This is a genomic window from Veillonella sp. 3891, assembly GCF_003992315.1.
GTDB lineage: Bacteria > Bacillota > Negativicutes > Veillonellales > Veillonellaceae > F0422.
Genome location: NZ_RQVE01000007.1, coordinates 1 through 17,422, shown reverse-complemented (window position 1 = coordinate 17,422; position 17,422 = coordinate 1). Strand labels below are relative to the sequence as shown.

At 41.4% G+C, this 17,422-nt stretch carries 16 protein-coding genes and 5 tRNA genes; 1 reads left to right on the top strand and 20 read right to left on the bottom strand.

Annotated elements, in window-relative coordinates; genetic code table 11:
* Positions 1-534: 534 nt before the first annotated feature.
* The 20 genes from EO118_RS04975 to fusA all read right to left on the bottom strand — a co-directional run bounded on the left by EO118_RS04975 (position 535) and on the right by fusA (position 15,596).
* Entirely contained in the window at positions 535-753 is a 219-nt protein-coding gene (locus EO118_RS04975) for a DUF3791 domain-containing protein (RefSeq protein WP_127068914.1), read from the bottom strand.
* The gene (locus tag EO118_RS04970; RefSeq protein ID WP_127068913.1) at positions 750-1,220 is read right to left on the bottom strand and encodes a DUF3990 domain-containing protein; all 471 of its coding nucleotides are present in this window, start codon (positions 1,218-1,220) and stop codon (positions 750-752) included. Before EO118_RS04970 ends, EO118_RS04975 begins: the two co-directional genes overlap by 4 nt.
* Positions 1,217-1,474, bottom strand: coding sequence for a DUF3791 domain-containing protein (locus EO118_RS04965; protein ID WP_127068912.1), 258 nt, complete (start codon positions 1,472-1,474; stop codon positions 1,217-1,219). Before EO118_RS04965 ends, EO118_RS04970 begins: the two co-directional genes overlap by 4 nt.
* A 163-nt stretch (positions 1,475-1,637) precedes the next feature.
* Positions 1,638-3,056: an LPO_1073/Vpar_1526 family protein gene (locus EO118_RS04960; protein WP_127068911.1), complete on the bottom strand. Its 1,419-nt coding sequence runs from the start codon at positions 3,054-3,056 to the stop codon at positions 1,638-1,640.
* Between the two features lie 117 nt (positions 3,057-3,173).
* Positions 3,174-3,249 (bottom strand) — tRNA-Val (locus EO118_RS04955).
* Positions 3,250-3,252: 3 nt separating this feature from the next.
* A tRNA-Glu gene (locus EO118_RS04950) sits at positions 3,253-3,327 on the bottom strand.
* 12 nt (positions 3,328-3,339) lie between these two features.
* Positions 3,340-3,415: transfer RNA gene (locus tag EO118_RS04945), tRNA-Lys, on the bottom strand.
* A gap of 27 nt (positions 3,416-3,442) precedes the next feature.
* Positions 3,443-3,518, bottom strand: a tRNA-Asn gene (locus EO118_RS04940).
* Positions 3,519-3,528: 10 nt separating this feature from the next.
* Positions 3,529-3,603: transfer RNA gene (locus EO118_RS04935), tRNA-Gly, on the bottom strand.
* Between the two features lie 272 nt (positions 3,604-3,875).
* On the bottom strand, positions 3,876-4,238 hold the full coding sequence (locus tag EO118_RS04930) for a DUF86 domain-containing protein (protein WP_164723871.1): 363 nt from the start codon (positions 4,236-4,238) through the stop codon (positions 3,876-3,878).
* Positions 4,213-4,536 (bottom strand): nucleotidyltransferase family protein, encoded by a 324-nt coding sequence (locus EO118_RS04925; RefSeq protein WP_127068909.1) that lies wholly within the window; start codon positions 4,534-4,536, stop codon positions 4,213-4,215. The genes EO118_RS04930 and EO118_RS04925 overlap by 26 nt, the downstream gene beginning before the upstream one ends.
* Positions 4,537-4,580: 44 nt before the next feature.
* The gene (locus tag EO118_RS04920) at positions 4,581-5,645 is read right to left on the bottom strand and encodes a nicotinate-nucleotide--dimethylbenzimidazole phosphoribosyltransferase (RefSeq protein WP_127068908.1); all 1,065 of its coding nucleotides are present in this window, start codon (positions 5,643-5,645) and stop codon (positions 4,581-4,583) included.
* Complete coding sequence (cobT, locus tag EO118_RS04915) at positions 5,638-6,684, bottom strand: nicotinate-nucleotide--dimethylbenzimidazole phosphoribosyltransferase (RefSeq protein WP_127068907.1); 1,047 nt, start codon at positions 6,682-6,684, stop codon at positions 5,638-5,640. The genes EO118_RS04920 and cobT overlap by 8 nt, the downstream gene beginning before the upstream one ends.
* 372 nt (positions 6,685-7,056) lie before the next feature.
* Complete coding sequence (locus tag EO118_RS08620; protein ID WP_164723870.1) at positions 7,057-7,218, bottom strand: hypothetical protein; 162 nt, start codon at positions 7,216-7,218, stop codon at positions 7,057-7,059.
* Between the two features lie 446 nt (positions 7,219-7,664).
* Positions 7,665-9,008 (bottom strand): MATE family efflux transporter, encoded by a 1,344-nt coding sequence (locus tag EO118_RS04910; RefSeq protein ID WP_127068906.1) that lies wholly within the window; start codon positions 9,006-9,008, stop codon positions 7,665-7,667.
* On the bottom strand, positions 9,005-9,418 hold the full coding sequence (locus EO118_RS04905) for a hypothetical protein (protein WP_127068905.1): 414 nt from the start codon (positions 9,416-9,418) through the stop codon (positions 9,005-9,007). Before EO118_RS04905 ends, EO118_RS04910 begins: the two co-directional genes overlap by 4 nt.
* 246 nt (positions 9,419-9,664) lie before the next feature.
* Positions 9,665-10,546, bottom strand: a complete 882-nt coding sequence (locus tag EO118_RS04900; protein WP_127068904.1) for a prephenate dehydrogenase/arogenate dehydrogenase family protein — start codon at positions 10,544-10,546, stop codon at positions 9,665-9,667.
* A gap of 296 nt (positions 10,547-10,842) precedes the next feature.
* A complete protein-coding gene (locus EO118_RS04895; protein WP_127068903.1) occupies positions 10,843-11,748 on the bottom strand; it encodes a DMT family transporter in 906 nt (301 codons plus the stop codon).
* 183 nt (positions 11,749-11,931) lie between these two features.
* Entirely contained in the window at positions 11,932-12,405 is a 474-nt protein-coding gene (locus tag EO118_RS04890) for a YhcH/YjgK/YiaL family protein (RefSeq protein ID WP_164723869.1), read from the bottom strand.
* Between the two features lie 1,121 nt (positions 12,406-13,526).
* Positions 13,527-15,596, bottom strand: a complete 2,070-nt coding sequence (gene fusA, locus EO118_RS04885; protein ID WP_127068901.1) for an elongation factor G — start codon at positions 15,594-15,596, stop codon at positions 13,527-13,529.
* A 282-nt stretch (positions 15,597-15,878) separates the two neighbouring features.
* On the opposite strand from fusA, the gene EO118_RS04880 reads away from it, so the two are divergent.
* Entirely contained in the window at positions 15,879-17,270 is a 1,392-nt protein-coding gene (locus tag EO118_RS04880; protein WP_127068900.1) for an amino acid permease, read from the top strand.
* Positions 17,271-17,422: the final 152 nt, after the last annotated feature.

Sequence of the window (17,422 nt, the reverse complement as noted above, 5' to 3'; positions counted from 1 at the left end):
CATAACTATTTTTCAACTCCATCACTTGTGTTTACAGTTTTGTAAACTCACTCGATCAGAGAATCACATCCATTGTTTCCTTCTATGCTACCGGCTACGAATCGTAAGTATACGATACATAACTGTATCGTTACATTCACGAGATGATCATTCACTATTTATAAGCAAATACATCCTCATGCATTCACGTAACGTTGCATAATCTAGTAAAAATATTTTAATCATTAATTTTTATTATACACTAAAACACTAGAGTTTAACAGCCTTTTTAGAACAAAAAATAGTATAAAACTTCAAATTGTTGAATTGTAATTCCGTTATTTACTAGATTTCATGAAGAGAAGATGAAGAAATATAAAGCTCTTCATCTTCTCTTCATGTTACTTCGTTTTACCCCCCCCATTTATTAATAAAACTTATGATAATTATAAGAAAAACAGTTGAATAAGTCGACAATTGTAAACAAGACTATAACAAAAAAGTTCACCCAACCAGACCTCATATCTGTATTGGGTGAACTTCTTTCACTCACTATTATAATATCTTTACACCTTGCATCTCATCGACGATTTCATCCACCAAATACAAGTCAGACCTACAATGCATATCTGCGACTCCTTCTCGCATCAATTCATAGATATCCGAATGATAAAACAGTTCCAAAGCCCGTATAGTTGTAATCGATAACCTTTCAGCCAACAAAGCTATAATTCTAGCATACTTTTTCTGCAGCAATACTGGATGCGCTCTCATACTTCCACACTTCTTTCAAATACCAACTTCGACAACGCTGCTTCCGTCCTAAACGTAATTTGTAAATTGGTCTCTTCATACATCAATCGTTTGATCGCTTCTGCTTTATCAATCAATCCATCAAAATAGAGTTCCACCGTATTAAACACTCGATCATTGGCAACGCCACCTATCACTATATCGTAATCTGTTGCATCTTTGCAGGTACGACATTGCAAAATAAAATCTAACCACTCTTCTGAATAGCTTTCAAATATTAACGCCTTTACATCTGAAAGGGAACTATCATCAAAGGAATATTCAGACACAATCCCAGTCTTATTCTGTTTACGAAAACGCTTCGCCCATTGTTCAGCTTGCTCATAGATAGGCGTTGTGTAAAAGCCCTTTCCAAAATCTACATTCTCTCGAGAATGTGTTAAGTCAGGTTGAGGCACCGCTACATAGGATCCATGATATACCTTCATAGACTAACCCCCTTCGCTTTCAGCATGTCTATCAAATCATTTACAATGTATTCCTTTCCCTGCGTATGCAGCACGTCATAGCAAGGGATGATATATTGTTGCAGTATATCTGTTTGTACGGCTAGCATGTCATAAGCCATGGTTCCATCTACGGATAGTTCTTTTGCTACATTCTCTATGCAGAACACAGCAAACTCCAGTTCTTTAAACTCTCGGGTGTTTGTATCAACACCCGTGTCTATATATCGATTCATCTTCATGCCCTTATTAAAAATGGTCAGCCTACTCTTGCGTACTGACCTCGTCCTATACTGTCATTATAGGGTTCCCCCTAGGGAGTGTCAAGACGAAAAAAATTCACCCAACCAGACCTTATATCTGTATTGGGTGAACCTGTTTTACTGTATTATTTTGTTATTAGCTAAACCACGGAGAGATGTCAAAGTCCTCGTGAATAGTTGCTTTCACCATACTGCGTCCTAGGTATAATCCTAACAAGGTTAGGTTCAAGCGGCACAATGGGATGCGATTGTATGTTTGGCATAAGTCTAGCAAGACTGGAGAGATATGTTCTAGCACGTCTTCAAAGGATGTGTTGTCCCAATCGAAGGCGCGGCTGAAGGCTAGCCCTGTCAACGCCTGTTGTGTGTCTTGATCAGTGACACCTGCTCGTTGGAATAAGCTTGGCAACATGTATTCATCTACAGCCGATAATTTTAGCAAATTCGAGTTAAGGCTCGGTACGGTAATGGATGTGCGTACTGGCGCATTTTGCATGACATATTCTAATTCTTCCATGGTAAAGCCACGGTAATCGAACACCAACGGATAGGAGTTGCGCAAAATTTGTTCAAACCGCACTTCCCCTGTGGACGAAGTACAACGCAAGTATTCTAATTGTTGGTACATGTCTTCACGAGTTGGCAATTCACTGAGTAGTGGTTCTAAATATTTCTCCACATAATGTTGAAAATTCTCTAATGAATAGTTATTGGAATTTTTAGAATATTGCACGATCAAAGCTAATGCCAAGGCTTGTAAATGACCTTTTTGCATATTCACCAAGCATTTCAATGCATCCACTGCCACCAAGTACCAAGTACTGGATTGCGGCCGTTTCACCACATCTCGGAAGGCATCTGCTAGCACGTCTCGTAACCACTCTGTTGGGTTCGTTACGTACGCTTTTTGCACTTGTAATAACGCTTCTTGAACAGCAATATTTTCCAATAATGTAGTGATTTCTTCTTCCGATTCAGTTCCTAATTGCGAGAATACATATTCTGTGATGTACTTCGCCGCCGCTTCTGATTTTGGATTTAAGATGCCAAAAGCTGCCACGTATTGTGCTACCGCTTTGTCTACAATCGTAGATGGTTCTGTTGTGGCAAATGTTTCTACCGTTGGTTCTTCTAGAGTTTGTTCTTCTCTGACTAACTCTTCTGTAATCTTCGGCATAATCCGTGTGGCATCGTCCGCTTCCTCTAGTGGTTGCTCACTAACGGCACTCACTAATTCTTTGGATACAATACCTTGGGATTCGTTCCAATCCGTCGCATCCACTGCTGGCAACGGCATGGTGTAATCGCTAGGGTTCATTTCTTCCCAAATAGTATCATCTGTCTCAGATTCTTCTTTCACAGCGTAAGGATTCTGAAAGTTCCGTCTCCGCTCTTCGTAATACTCTTCATAATTCGGCATCTGTTGTTCTATGTGTTTCTGGTTACTTTTACCATCTCGGAATAAGAAATAGCAACATAGTAAAAATAACAATACCACGCCTACCACGACCACGTAAGGTCCATATTGTAATGAAAGTTGTATCAATCCGTCCATGGGAATCCTCCAATTCATAAAAGTATGTGTACTTCTTTTATTATACCTATTTACGTTGAGATTTGAAAGTGTTCTAATCTATTAAAAAAAGGAACTATCCGAAGATAGTTCCTAGTGTGGTGGACGATGACAGGATCGAACTGCCGACATCCTGCTTGTAAGGCAGGCGCTCTCCCAGCTGAGCTAATCGTCCATATGGTGACCCGTGGGGGAATCGAACCCCCGATACCGCCGTGAAAGGGCGGTGTCTTAACCGCTTGACCAACGGGCCATGTTGTGTAAGTGGTGACCCACCCGCGACTCGAACGCGGGACACCCTGATTAAAAGTCAGGTGCTCTGCCAACTGAGCTAGTGGGTCATGATAGTGTACTAACCGAAAGTAAGTTGGCTCCTCGAGTAGGACTCGAACCTACGACCGATCGGTTAACAGCCGATTGCTCTACCTGCTGAGCTATCGAGGAATGAACAAACTGGAGCGGAAAACGAGATTCGAACTCGCGACCCCCGCCTTGGCAAGGCGGTGCTCTACCGCTGAGCTATTTCCGCATGTATGCAATCCATGTTTTTCTTTCTTGCGACTGCTCACTTATAATACCAAAAAATTCAGATAGTTGTCAACAAGTTTTTAAAAATATTTTTCTCTAGGCACGACCTACGATAGTTCCCATTGTAATAAGACAAAATACCTATCTATGGTCGTGATTCCCCATTACAAACATAAGAAATATCTATGTATCATCCGTCGTACAAAAAAAGTTGTAGCAAAATATGGCCTGTATATTTCGCTACAACCTTTGGTATTGTTTGTTACAAATACACTACGAGTGTAGATATCCATATTCTTCTTTCAATATAGATATCAATTGATTCCTTAATTCTGGCAGCTTTTCCTTATAAGTAACCCAAATAAGTCTATAATTATTTTGCCCATAATTATGAGATAGCTGATTTCGCATCCCTTTTATGTTCTTCCATGGAATTTCAGTATGTCTATCTTTAAAGTCGTCAGAGACCTTCCCTAAAGTCTCTGCAATGGCTTGAATCTTATAAGCTAAACCATCTTGCTCTAATTCATCTCTAAACAAAAAGTCTTCCATATCATGGATTTTATATAATCTGACAGACGTGTCTAACCTATCCATTAGATCTAATGTATCAACTAATATATCTTTGTTCTTCATAGATATCACCATAGATATGAATCATATCTCTAAAAAGATTTTTTTGAAAGCGTTTAGTTAATTTATTCCCATCAGTGAGTAAGTCTACATTCATTTGTAACACTTCTTTCAACGTTTCTAAAAGACCGCCGACTTCAAATAAACTAATCTCATCATTATCAAAAACTACAAACAAATCTACATCACTAGTTTCATTAGCTTCACCACGAGCATACGAACCAAATACATAGGCCGATTTCACGTGATATAGTTCTAGAACTGGAGTAATTAAGTTACGAATCTCATTGAATGTTTTCATACTATACCCTCCTTTTCTATATTATACCACATAATTAATACGTATTACCGTCCGTCTTGTCGTTCAGATCCTGGTCCATCGACGGCTACGTTTACGCTAGCTTCACCGAATGTTTTCATATCATTCAACATATGCATACCCGCATCCAGAACCGATAGCCCCATAGTAGAACCTAAGGCTTCATCCATTTCAAAGCCGTAGAATAGATGTGGCTGAATACCTAAGTATTTCATTTGCGCTTTTTGCACCGGTTCTCCCATATGAACAGATGGGAACACGTAATCCATGACCGCTTCGTTGATACATTTCGCAGCGAGTACGGCTGCGCCTGTTTCCGCTGTATCGAAGACCACCGCCATTCGATGGCTTGCCGCCCCTAGGATCAGCCCTGTTAAGACCACCACGTCTGGAGATCCTACGGTGGCTAACACATGGGCTCCATCTTTGCTAGGCAATTGATGTTCTGCTAAACTAGCGGTCAACTGTTTTGCTTTTTCTTGGATACTCAAGGTGCAATTATTCTCTGTCAATAATTCTGCCATTGGATAGCCTGTGATTCCTGCTGTGACCGCCAATGCTGAAAGTAAGCTTCTTTCACCAACAGTACCGATACCGATGGTTTGGTAACCCTTTTCACTCAATTCATCAGCTAAAGCAAAACCCACTTCTAAGCCTTGTTCTACGATGTCAGGAGTCAAAGCCGCATGCATGCGGAAGAACTTAGACCCTTTCGCTAATTTATGTTGTCGTACACCTTCGATATGGCTCGTATCTAATTCTAAGCCTGCGTCCACTAAGAATACATCTGCACCAATTTTCTTAGCTGCCCCATGTGTCGCTGAATGACCAGAAGCTAATCGCTCCATAGCTTTCAAACTTTCCACACCATGAGTTTGATTTTGTGGACCATCCACAGCGATGTCGGCGCCTACGATAACAACAGCATGACGAAGATTGTTAGGTTTTTCTTCTTTCAGAATCCCTGCCATACGCTCCGTAATCCCTTCTAAGCGCGCCAAGGAATACAATGGTTTTGTTAGGTTATCGATGCGCAAACGGCATTCCTCCATGGATGGTTTGTGCAATGGTTCGATGACAAAATTACGCATGGTGCTCACCTCCTGCAACTTCGTGGAACATGTCTACGGCTAAGTTCAACATTTGCATTTGCATAGATCCCCCTGTGGCCTCACCCAAGCAGAATCCAAGGTCTACATAGGCCTCTAAGCCCAATGTTTTCAACGCATCTTTATGAGCTTTTTCAGCCGACAAATGAGATGCCATCACATAATCCATGGTGTGCGGATTCATAGCATGAGCAATCAAAGCACAGGCGGTAGTATTGAATCCATCGATAACTACCAACGCATGATTCGCCGCTGCCCCTAAGATGACCCCTACTAGGCAAGCGAATTCCAATCCCCCTACAGCAGACAAAATACCCAATCCGTCCGTGGCTGGAATGTCTGCATATTTTACCAAGGCATCGTAAACGACCTTCTGTTTCACTTTCAATCGTTCGTCAGAAATATTCGTTCCTCGTCCCGTTGCTTGTTCCGCTGAAAGTCCCGAGAATTTCGCTGTGATAATCGCACTAGACGTAGTATTACCGATACCCATTTCTCCTACAAGGAAGGTGTTGAATCCTTCTTTCACCTTTTCTTCTACAAAAGCAATACCTACCTCTACCGCTTCAATAGCTTTGTCCATAGGCATAGCGGGCTCTTCTAACATATTATTCGTACCGCCTGCCATCACCTTGCGATGGTGTAAGCCTGGCACGTTGGACATATCTGCGGCAACCCCTACATCGATGACCTCAATTTGAGCGCCACAATAATTGGCCAACGCATTGGCAGCTGCTCCTTTCGGAATCAAGTAGTTCGTGGTCATATGCACCGTTACCTCTTGAGGATAGGCACTGACACCAATCTTCGCCACCCCATGATCTCCACAGGCGATAATCATACATGGTTTAGGAGAAGTTGGATTTACTTGATTTGTAGCTGCCGCATAATGCTCTACCATCGTCGCTAACTTACCATACGAACCATATGGAGTCCCCTTACTCCATTGTTCCCCAATTGCTCGTTCAATCTCTTTATTCCGTGGCACAATCCGTGCCAATGTACTTTCATATAAACTCATACGTCCTCCTATGTGAAACCCATCATAAGAATACAAAAAAGCATAGCCCTAGACTATGCCAAGTTGATTCCATTATAAAGTATTTTTTGATCAGTTTCAATTTTTATATTTTCTATCTTGTACTTTAATCGCCAACATATGCCCCATAAAAACTGCCCTTCGCGAAAGTTTTTATGGGGCATATGTTGGCTCAGGAGTATACGCTTGATATGAAGATATAAAAATTGAAACAGACCGTAGGAAAATAAGCGGGGAAAAGATGTTATTTGTTTTTGTAAACCTCACGTCTATGTACTACCCCCCATGTTTTATCATCCTTGCTATGGATGGGTCTAATTTTTTAATTTACTTTTGAAAACTTAACCGCAAACACTAGATACCTAGCTCTTTCCAAACTTCTTCATGATCGTATATCGGCTCTTGGTGTAATGCATGTCTTGCCTTAAGAATACGTTGTTCGTCTATTATCAACTCTTCTTCTGAAGGATATAGCATCTCATTAACTATGTCACAATAATTGATATCTTTAAACATAAAAACACCTCCATACTGTCAACTTTGTCCTTAGCGTTATTCACTTATCTATGAGAATAAACCTACCAGAGAACCCTCAGCCGCAATTCTCATTTATACCTACAGTATATCACACTTTTATAGAGCACCAATCTCCCTTAGGGCGACCATCACATTCCTTCCCCCTGGGGAGCCCCCACTCAGAGCGATTTAAATTCCCTCCTCTAATAAGCGCAAAGAAGCCCCCGTGTGTTTCGTCAAAAACTTTCACGTAGGGCAGTTTTCGGGGCCTGCATGGGGGCTAAAAATCGCATTCTTTCCCTCTAGGGAGCCCCCGCCCAGAGCGCTTTAAATTCCTCTTTCGATAAACGCAAAGGAGCCCCCATGTGTTCTATCAAAAACTTTCGCGTAGGGCAGTTTTTGCGGAATACATGGGGGCTCCTCCCCACACTTTCACGATATGGAATTTAAACCGATATGAGCGAACGACCTCTCCATTTTCCTGACTGCCACCGCCACACGAATATGATTGCTCGTATGATCTCATCGACAGCCATAGCGATCCACACACCTACAAGTCCCCATCCCAAGACGATACCAAAGTAATAGGATAAGGTCACAGCGAACATCCACATGCCAAAGACACCTACAAACACGGGAATGCGAATGTCTCCCGCCGCTTGCAAGCATTGCACCAACACAATGTTAGCGCCACGTCCAATTTCCAAGAATATCTCGATGAACAAAACGGCTTTCGCCAAATCTATAATCTCCTGATTATCCGTCACAAGGCGCATCACCGGTTCACAAGCAAAGTAAAAGAAGGTACTTAATCCCACACCAATGGAAACGCCTACTGCCGTTGTAAGCCACACACGACGAGATACCTCTTCTTCTCGTTTAGCTCCCATGAGGAATCCTACCACGATTTGTGCTGCATTAGCCAAGGCAATGGTGTACATATAGCAGAAGGTAGCGATGATATACACGTATACTTTCGTTGTAATTACCACGAGACCCATGAGGTTCACCATTTTCATAATCACTGTCTGTGACAGTTGGTACGACAAAGTTTCCCCACCTGATGGAACCGAGATAAACAGCAATTGTCGTAATGTGTCCCAACGGAATGGGCGCAAATAGTCCACTTTCAGACGAGCACTCAATAAGGATTGATGGCACCAGATGATAAGACCTAGTCCCAACGCCTTGCTAATGACCGTCGACAAGGATACCCCTAGTACGCCCATGCTTGGGATTGGCCCCCAACCGTAAATAAGTGCATAGTTCAAGATAATATGGACCACATTCATGACGAGAGCAATCCACATGGCAATACGTGGCATGGAATGTCCCCGGAACATCGCTACATAGGTCGTATAAATCCCTGTAATAGGAATGCTGGCTGCCACGATGTTCATGTACAAGCTAGTTTCTTCCAAAATTTCAGGCGGCACACCAAGCAACTGGCACAGGGTTTCATGAAACACGATGACCCCAGCTCCTGCTACGATACTAAATAAAGTATGAAATACAATGCTAATTGTATATACTTCATCAATTTTATCAGGACGCTTAGCTCCTAAATATTGAGCAATTAAAATCGTAGTGGCCGTGCTCATCACAATCAGCAAAAAGAGTATCATATTGATGATCTGATTCGCATTCGCTACGGCTGCCACTGCTGTTTCTGCATATTGACTAAGCATGAATTGGTCTACATTACCCAATAACATCTGTAAAAATAATTCTATAAAGATAGGGACACTGAGTGCCCCTACAGATAAGGATATGCTTTTTGTTACTTTCATAGGGATTCGTTCTTTTCTAACGCACCATTCGCTACTAAGGATTCCCAAGCTGCCACTAGACGATACCGGGCTTCCACTTCTGCCTCTTTCCAGTGGTCTCCGTCAGGAAACCATTCGCTTGGCACCTTACCACATTTCGTAAAATTTAAGGTATACCCCATGGAGCGCACTTCTTTGGAGGCCCACCAAGCCCCTACACGGTCACGGCTATCTAAATACACCGAGTCTAAGCCAGTTTCCGCTACCCAAGACATAATTTCTGACCAATATTCCTCTGGAACTACACTAGCAACCAATGTTTCTTGTAAGGCTTGATTCGCCACTTCTAAAGGGTTTTCCACCCCTACACCTAGTGTATTTTGCACTTCTTCTAGCACTTGATCTACAATATTTTGTGCTGTGTCTGTCATACTATCGCCCCTTTCTATCCTTGCCTTTTATATCTACTACTTACTATTCCATATTTGTAATACAGTGTTGAAAGCTCTCCCATGGATATACCATGCCTATTTCTTTCAAATATCTATTGTTATTATATCACAGGCTCTGCCTATATCCTATGTTGAAAGCCTCACCTATTATTATATACATATAGTTACATATCATATTTCCCTACTGTACATACAGTATAGGGACAAAGCTATCTTTCAAATCTATTATTTTTTATCTATGGTCAAGCTTGGTAGTCGATCACGAATTTCTTTCCCTCGTGTTAAATACTGCCCCAATCCATCACCATTGTCATCGGCTTGAAGTAAAGCTTTCACCGTTTCTAGTTCCTGCTCCACCTTATGAATAGCCTCTAACACATTATGGCGATTACCATAGATAATCTCCTGCCACATGCTCGGCAAACCACTGGCAGTACGGGTGCTATCTCGTAAACCTCCGGCAGACAAGCTCATGCGTTTATCTCCTAGTTCATCGCCACCTACAGCAGTAATCATGACGGATGCCAGCATATGTGGCATATGGCTCACCATGGCCAAGCACCCATCGTGGCGTTTCATATCCACGTATTCAATACGGGATCCCACAGCACGGCCCATGTCAGCTAGTTCCTGTGCCACTGTGGCATCGTAGGCTGGCTGCTTCTCATCTTCTAGGACAATCCATCCCATTTTTTGAAATAAGTCTTTATGAGATTCTTCATAACCGCCTTTTTCAGAACCCGCCATAGGATGTACAGATACGAAGTGCACACCTTCAGGAATATGCGCATACACAGTATTAGCAAATTCATCTTTTGCACTGGACACATCCGTCACCACTTGTCCTGTTCGGAAATGATGAGCTACTTTCACAAAAAGTTCGCTATTCGTCTGCGGTGGCAACGCAAATACAACAATATCTGCGCCCTCGATCACTGGTTTCACCTCTGTGAAAGCCTGCGATACACAGCCATCAGCCAACGCTATATCACAAATTTCCTGACGTCGGGCATAGCCAATGACATCGTATGTTGTATATGCTCGCAATGCTTTTGCCAAGGACGCCCCTAGCAATCCTAATCCAATCATGCCAACCGTTCGTGCCATCTATTCCTCCTACACGTAACCTCGAGAAATGTATCTATCTACCCTATACAGGTCCTAAGATGCTCTTAACATCCACACTTACTAATAAGGTACAGCTACTTTTACAAGCATCTGTACCCTTCATTCTGTATTTATTAGTTCTACCACGAATTATAAATTCGGTCAACTTTTAATTATGCCGAAATATCACTTTATGCGATCATATTTACAACAATATTAACCTCTATAATTGTCCTTACCAACTGAATCACACAAGAAAAAGAATCTCGTGCCTTTCTTTTTATATTCCATCTATTCTATGCGCTTGTAGCACGGCCTTTATCCCATGCCAAGATAAATATTGTAACAATGATAAGAGTCATGCCGATCATATCCCACTGAGAAAACTCATTGCCCAATAGCAACCACGCCAACACCGCTGCCGAGATAGGTTCTATGGATGAAAGTATAGACCCCGTTACAGCCCCCACACGTCGCACCCCTTCTAGGTACGCATTAAAGGACACTACTGTACCGAAGATGATAATACTCCAGAACCCACCGTGCGCCCATAGATCCCATACAATCCCTTCAGAACTTGGTTGTGTAGCAATCCATGCAAAAGCTCCACCAATGAGCATCCCAAAGCCCACGATAGGAGCTGTACCATACTTTTTCAATAAAGGCACTGGCTGCAATGTATATATACCAACTGCCACCGCTGACAACATACCCCACAATAAAAGGGTATCATCTAAGGCAGAAATATCCCACACGCCTTGTAGTGCGATGATGCCTGTACCTAACGTAGCCAATACAACACTACATACCTCCGCCACTCGTGGTAACTGCAACCGTGTGATCGAGATATACAAAATGATGAGCGCTGGCCCTACGTATTGCAAGACCGTCGCAATCCCTGCCCCTGCATAGGCGATGGCTTTAAAGTAAGTATATTGGCACATCCACATACCAAGGACCCCAAATATCACCAACCGTAATGTATCTTTCCAGTCAGAAAAGACCTTAAAAATAGAGGCTCTTCCTTGGTAAAAGGCGGCTGCTATCGTAATGACACCGGCAATAGTCAATCGCATAGCCACCACCCATTCTGCAGACATCATGCGCTGTTGTTGCACAAATTGTGAGCACATCCCCGAAAAGCCCCACAAAACAGCACCTAATGCAATGAGCAACATGCCTTTCATGACATATGCGTTCATAATTCCTCCCTTAGTCATTAGTGAAATTCACCTTACAATCATTATGTCAACTGTAACTATACGATCTAATCCTAAACTTTCTCCAGCACTTCTATCCGTGTCTGTGTCTGTGTCTGTGTCTGTGTCTGTGTCTGTGTCTGTAAAGAATTATATGGTACAAACATAAACTATCCAAGCTTATGTTTACTTACTTAATAAACTCTTATGGATTTTCACAACAACCTTGCGAATCTGTTGTACCTCATGAGGGGCAATCAAAGTGCGATGTAACTCACCAGGATAAAAAATACAATAATCCCCAGGGCGCACATCGATTGTGACAGTACCACCTTGCGTAGGATCATAAAAGTAACAATCCTTGTCATCATAAGCCTCGACCACATCAGGCAAAGTTTGACGAATAAGAATCTCCATTTGCTCTTCCCCTGCCGCCAAAAATTGCACATCCATGTAATCCTTATGCCCTTCAATCTTCGTCTCCTCATAGATCCGTGTATTCACAATATCCACATTGGCATACATCAAATCACCTTCAATGGGATATCGACCACCTGCAAAGGTCGTGAAATCATGAGCTTTCAAAAACTCAAGAGCCCGTTCCACCGCCTGCGGATAGTGAAATTGTTTATAATCTATAGCAATATTTTGATAAATCATGGGGTACTCCTTTATTATTATATCCTGCGAACCGTGCATCCTCATAGCACCCTCACATGAATCGTATCTATCTACTGTTACTATACTAGCATAGCCATATAAGGTCAAACACAATTTTGAGGATAACATGGATATATTAGACTGTATCATTATCTATTTTAATTAATTCACTGTCATATAATATCTTCATCTGTTCAATAGTAATTTAATTTTTCCAATCACTCAGCCTGACTCATGCCTTCATTTTTAATTATCTCGAATCCGAGGGAATTAAAATTGATTTATTGCATATCCCTCAAGAAACTATGCTTTAATTATTTAATAAACTATGCTATACTAAAAGCAAGAAAAGAAGAGCCACCAACGTGTTCGAGGCGTTAGGCTCATCTCGAAATTAGCAAATTTGATGGCCTAACGTGTGTAAGTACTGCCAATACTTACGTTTTACGTTAGGCTTTCTCATTAATTATTTGAACAAATCAATGAGTTGTACTATTAACTTTAGAATTAAAATCAATCTATAGATTTTTCTAAATTTTTTCATAGTACCACCCCCTCCCATACAAGGAAGAGATGAGCCCAACAACACGTCGATGACTCTTCAATTAGTATTATACTATAAAACTACTCGTATTGTTAATATTTCTCAAATAAACTTCTTTGAGGAACGCAATGATGCGTAGAATGTTGGTGACGTCCTTTTCTTTATGTCATTACATCAACGCAGACAAGCGTGGCATACTCCGGAGCAAACCTACTGTAGGATCAGTTTGTGGAGGAGTGTGCCGTGCTCTTCCCTACCCCTGAGGAGCGCAATGATGCGTAGTAGCCTTGTGACGTTTCTTTACTGACTAAATTATAAAAACGCAAGAAGAGCACGGTGTCCCAAAAAAAATTAAGCCTATGTCACGTTCGTATGTATCATAATTCTATATACCCTAGAAGAGCACGACATGTTCCTGAACAAACATTATGAAATACCGTTTGTGAAGGAATGTGTCGTGCTCTTCATTTTATCTATATACAACTAAATCGAACGTGACTGTCATCAATCGGGGTATACCGTGCTCTTCCCTTTCACTATTTAGTTAAGAACGCCACAGGCTACATAACATCACAAGTTACGACTCTTCGTGATCGTTAAATTGTGCAATGATTGTTTCCGCCTGTTTATGTGGCACTTCTTCGTATCCATTGAATTCCATATTAAACACACCTTGTCCTTGGGTCATGGAGCGCAATACTGTTACATAATCCAACATTTCTACCAATGGAACTTGGGCTTTCACCACAGTGATCCCTTCACGCACGCCTTGGTCCATGCCGAGTACGCGACCACGACGGCTATTCAAATCTCCCATAATATCGCCCATAAATTCTTCTGGACCGATGACATTCACATTATACACTGGCTCTAACAAAATCGGTTTTGCATCAGGCACACCTTTTTTCAATGCTTGAGCTGCTGCCATTTTGAAAGCTAACTCAGAGGAGTCCACTGTATGATAGGAACCATCTAATAACGTCACTTGGATGCCAATCATCGGATATCCTGCCAAAAGCCCTTTTTCCAATGTTTCACGAACACCTTTTTCTACAGCTGGAATGTATTGACGCGGCACAGCACCACCAAAGATTTTATCGATAAACTCGAACTCTCCTTCATATAGCGGAGCAATACCAAGTTTCACATGTCCATATTGACCATGACCGCCACTTTGTTTTTTATGTTTACCTTCTACTTCCACTGTACCACGAATGGTTTCACGATACGGAATGTATGGCTCTTCTAATTTTGCCCGAACCCCATATTTACGTTCCATTTTTTGTAAAATATGTTCTAAATGCACATCTCCCATACACCGCACTTGCATTTGACGACCTTCTACATCTTTCACTACTTCACAAGTAGGATCCTCTTCGGAAATACGTGCCAAAGCGTTAGCTAATTTTTCCTCTTCCCCTTTTTTCTCAGGTACCATAGCCACGCGATATAGTGGTTGTGGGAATCGAATTGGTGCATATTGTACTTTAAATTCCGCTGTACCAAAGGTATCTCCTGTTTTTGTTTCTGCTAATTTAGGAATGACCACGATATCCCCAGCTTTTGCAACCTCTACTGGCACTTGTTGCTTACCAATTAAGGTTACCATTTTTCCCCATTTTTCTTCTACATCACGGGTCACATTGTAAAGTTTATCTCCTACTTTCAATTCCCCAGAGAAGACACGAACAAAACTTTGTTTTCCCGCAAATGGGTCAAGAATTGTTTTAAATACAAAACCCGTAAACGGTTTATCTGCCACCACGATATGCTCTTCCTTAGAGTCCACACCGATAGCGGTCATCACTTTTTTCGTGGCATCTGGCATATAGCGAATCATACGGTCTAAGACTTGGTCCATACCAATACGACTCAACGCTGTACCACACATAACAGGACATACACGGCCCGTCAACATGCCTTCACGCAAACCTTGACGAATTTCTTCCAAGGTCAATTCTTGTCCGTCTAAATATTTTTCTAGTAATGTATCATTACCTTCTGCAGCTGCTTCCACAGTCATTTCACGAATTTCTTCTACTTTATCGGATAGTTCCGCTGGCACTTTCACTTCTGTCATCTTACCGTTTTCATAGACATAAGCAGTCCGTTTTGCCACGTCTACCACACCTTTGAAAGTAGGCCCTTCACCGATTGGAATTTGCAATGGCATGATGGCTTTGCCAAATAATTCCCGCATTTTTTCCAAAGTACCAAAAAAATCTGCTTTTTCAACGTCCATTTTATTGATGAAAGCCATACGAGGCATTTGCAATTCTACCCCATACTCCCACGCACGAATAGTATCAATTTCTACGCCTGTACCAGCAGATAATACCATAAGCATACCGTCTGCCGCACGCAAAGCAGACCGCACTTCCCCATGGAACTCGGAGTAGCCTGGTGTGTCGATAAAGTTAATTTTATGACCTTTCCATTCACAAGGAGCCATACCTAGTTGGATCGTAACATTCCGTTTGATTTCTTCTGGCTCAAAGTCCATGATATGTTTATTATCTTGACCTTTGCCAACAAAGTCTACAGCACCACAAGACAATAACAATGCCTCTACTAATGCTGTTTTACCCGCCCCGTCATGGGAGACCACCGCCACGTTTCTGATCAAATCACTAGTATATTCTTTCATGAACATCGTCCTCCTTTACAGCCGAAAACAGTCTATTGTTTTAAATAATTCTACATATTTTTTTAAACTCCTTTGAATAGACTGAAATTTATATATGCAAATTACGCATAGTATAGACCTATATATGATAAAAACTATTGTTACGAATACTTTCTCAAATGTTCAAGCCTACTCCGTTACTTCTCTACTACACTAAAATTTTACTAGGTAAATTCTATAGTTTATGGTATTCTAATAGATATATGTCATTTCAGAGTATACATGGAAAGGGAGTTATATAGTATGAAAGACAATGAATCAAAGACGTCATTGCATCGAGGGCTGAAAAGTCGTCATATGCAAATGATCGCATTAGGAGCCTCTGTGGGGACAGGCCTCTTCTACGGATCCGCTCCCACAATTCAACTGGTAGGACCAGGTGTTATTTTCTCTTATTTATTAACCGGTATCTTTATTTTCTTTTTAATGCGTATGTTAGGAGAAATGTCAGTTCGTGAACCTGTGTCCGGCTCTTTCACTTATTTTGCTAGTAAATATTGGTCTTCTTTTGCAGGCTATTTATCTGGTTGGAATTATTGGATCGTATACATGCTTGCCAGCATGGCAGAACTGGCTGCTATTTCAGTATACTTAGATTTCTGGTTACCAGGCATTCCCCATTGGATTACCACCCTCGCTTGTATTACATTGGTTACTGTAATTAATCTCATCAATGTACGTGCTTATGGAGAAGTAGAGTTCTTTGCATCACTCATTAAAGTGGTGGCTATCATCGCTATGATTGCTTTCGGTATCTTCCTGATTTTCTTCGGAGATATGGGTACATTCCCGCAAAACTTCTCTAATTTATGGGTTCACGGAGGATTGTTCCCGAATGGTGCTTATGGTTTCATCGCCTCTATCGCTGTAGTGATGTTCTCTTTTGGTGGAGTGGAACTCATTGGTATCACTGCTGGGGAAGCTGAAAATCCTGAAAAAACATTACCAAAAGCGATTAACGAATTATTAGCTCGTATCTTGATCTTCTATGTAGGTACAATGACTGTGATCATGGCATTATCTCCATGGAACGAACTAGGTACCCATGCGAGTCCATTTGTTCAAATCTTTACAAACATCGGCATTCCAGCAGCAGCGCATATCTTAAACTTCGTCGTTGTTGTGGCTGCCTTATCTGTATACAATAGCTTGCTCTACAGTAATTCTCGTATTTTGCACAGCATGGCATTATCTGGTGATGCGCCAAAAATCTTCAAGAACTTAACTGCTACAGGGGTACCTTTAATTGCTACCTTATTCTGTGCAGCCTTAGCCTTGATTGTTGTATTCTTAACATACATCTTCCCAAGTGCTAGTGATGTATTCTTGCAATTGTTGGCAATCATCGTCGCAGGCTTGATTATTGCATGGTTCATCATTCCAGTAACACACCTTAAATTCCGCAAGCGCTTTGCCCGTGAAGGTCGTCTAGATGAATTGAAGTTCAAATCCATTTTATATCCGTTCACAAACTACTTCTGCTTTGCTTTCATCGCTATGGCAGTAGGTGTTATGTTGACGATGGATTCCATGCGCACATCCATCTACATCATTCCAGTGTGGATTGGCGCTCTGTACATTGCGTATCGACTTAAGAAAAAAGGCTCTATGTCAAATTTTGGGGACAGCAATTAATCTGTTCAGTTTCTTTCATATAAGAGCTATATAAAAATATAAATATAATGAAATACTAAGAAACATAAGTGAAATACAATGGATGTAGCTAATTTTAGGTACCACAAAGTAGCCCCACTTATGTTTCTTTTTTGTGGGGAGACTACTTTCAT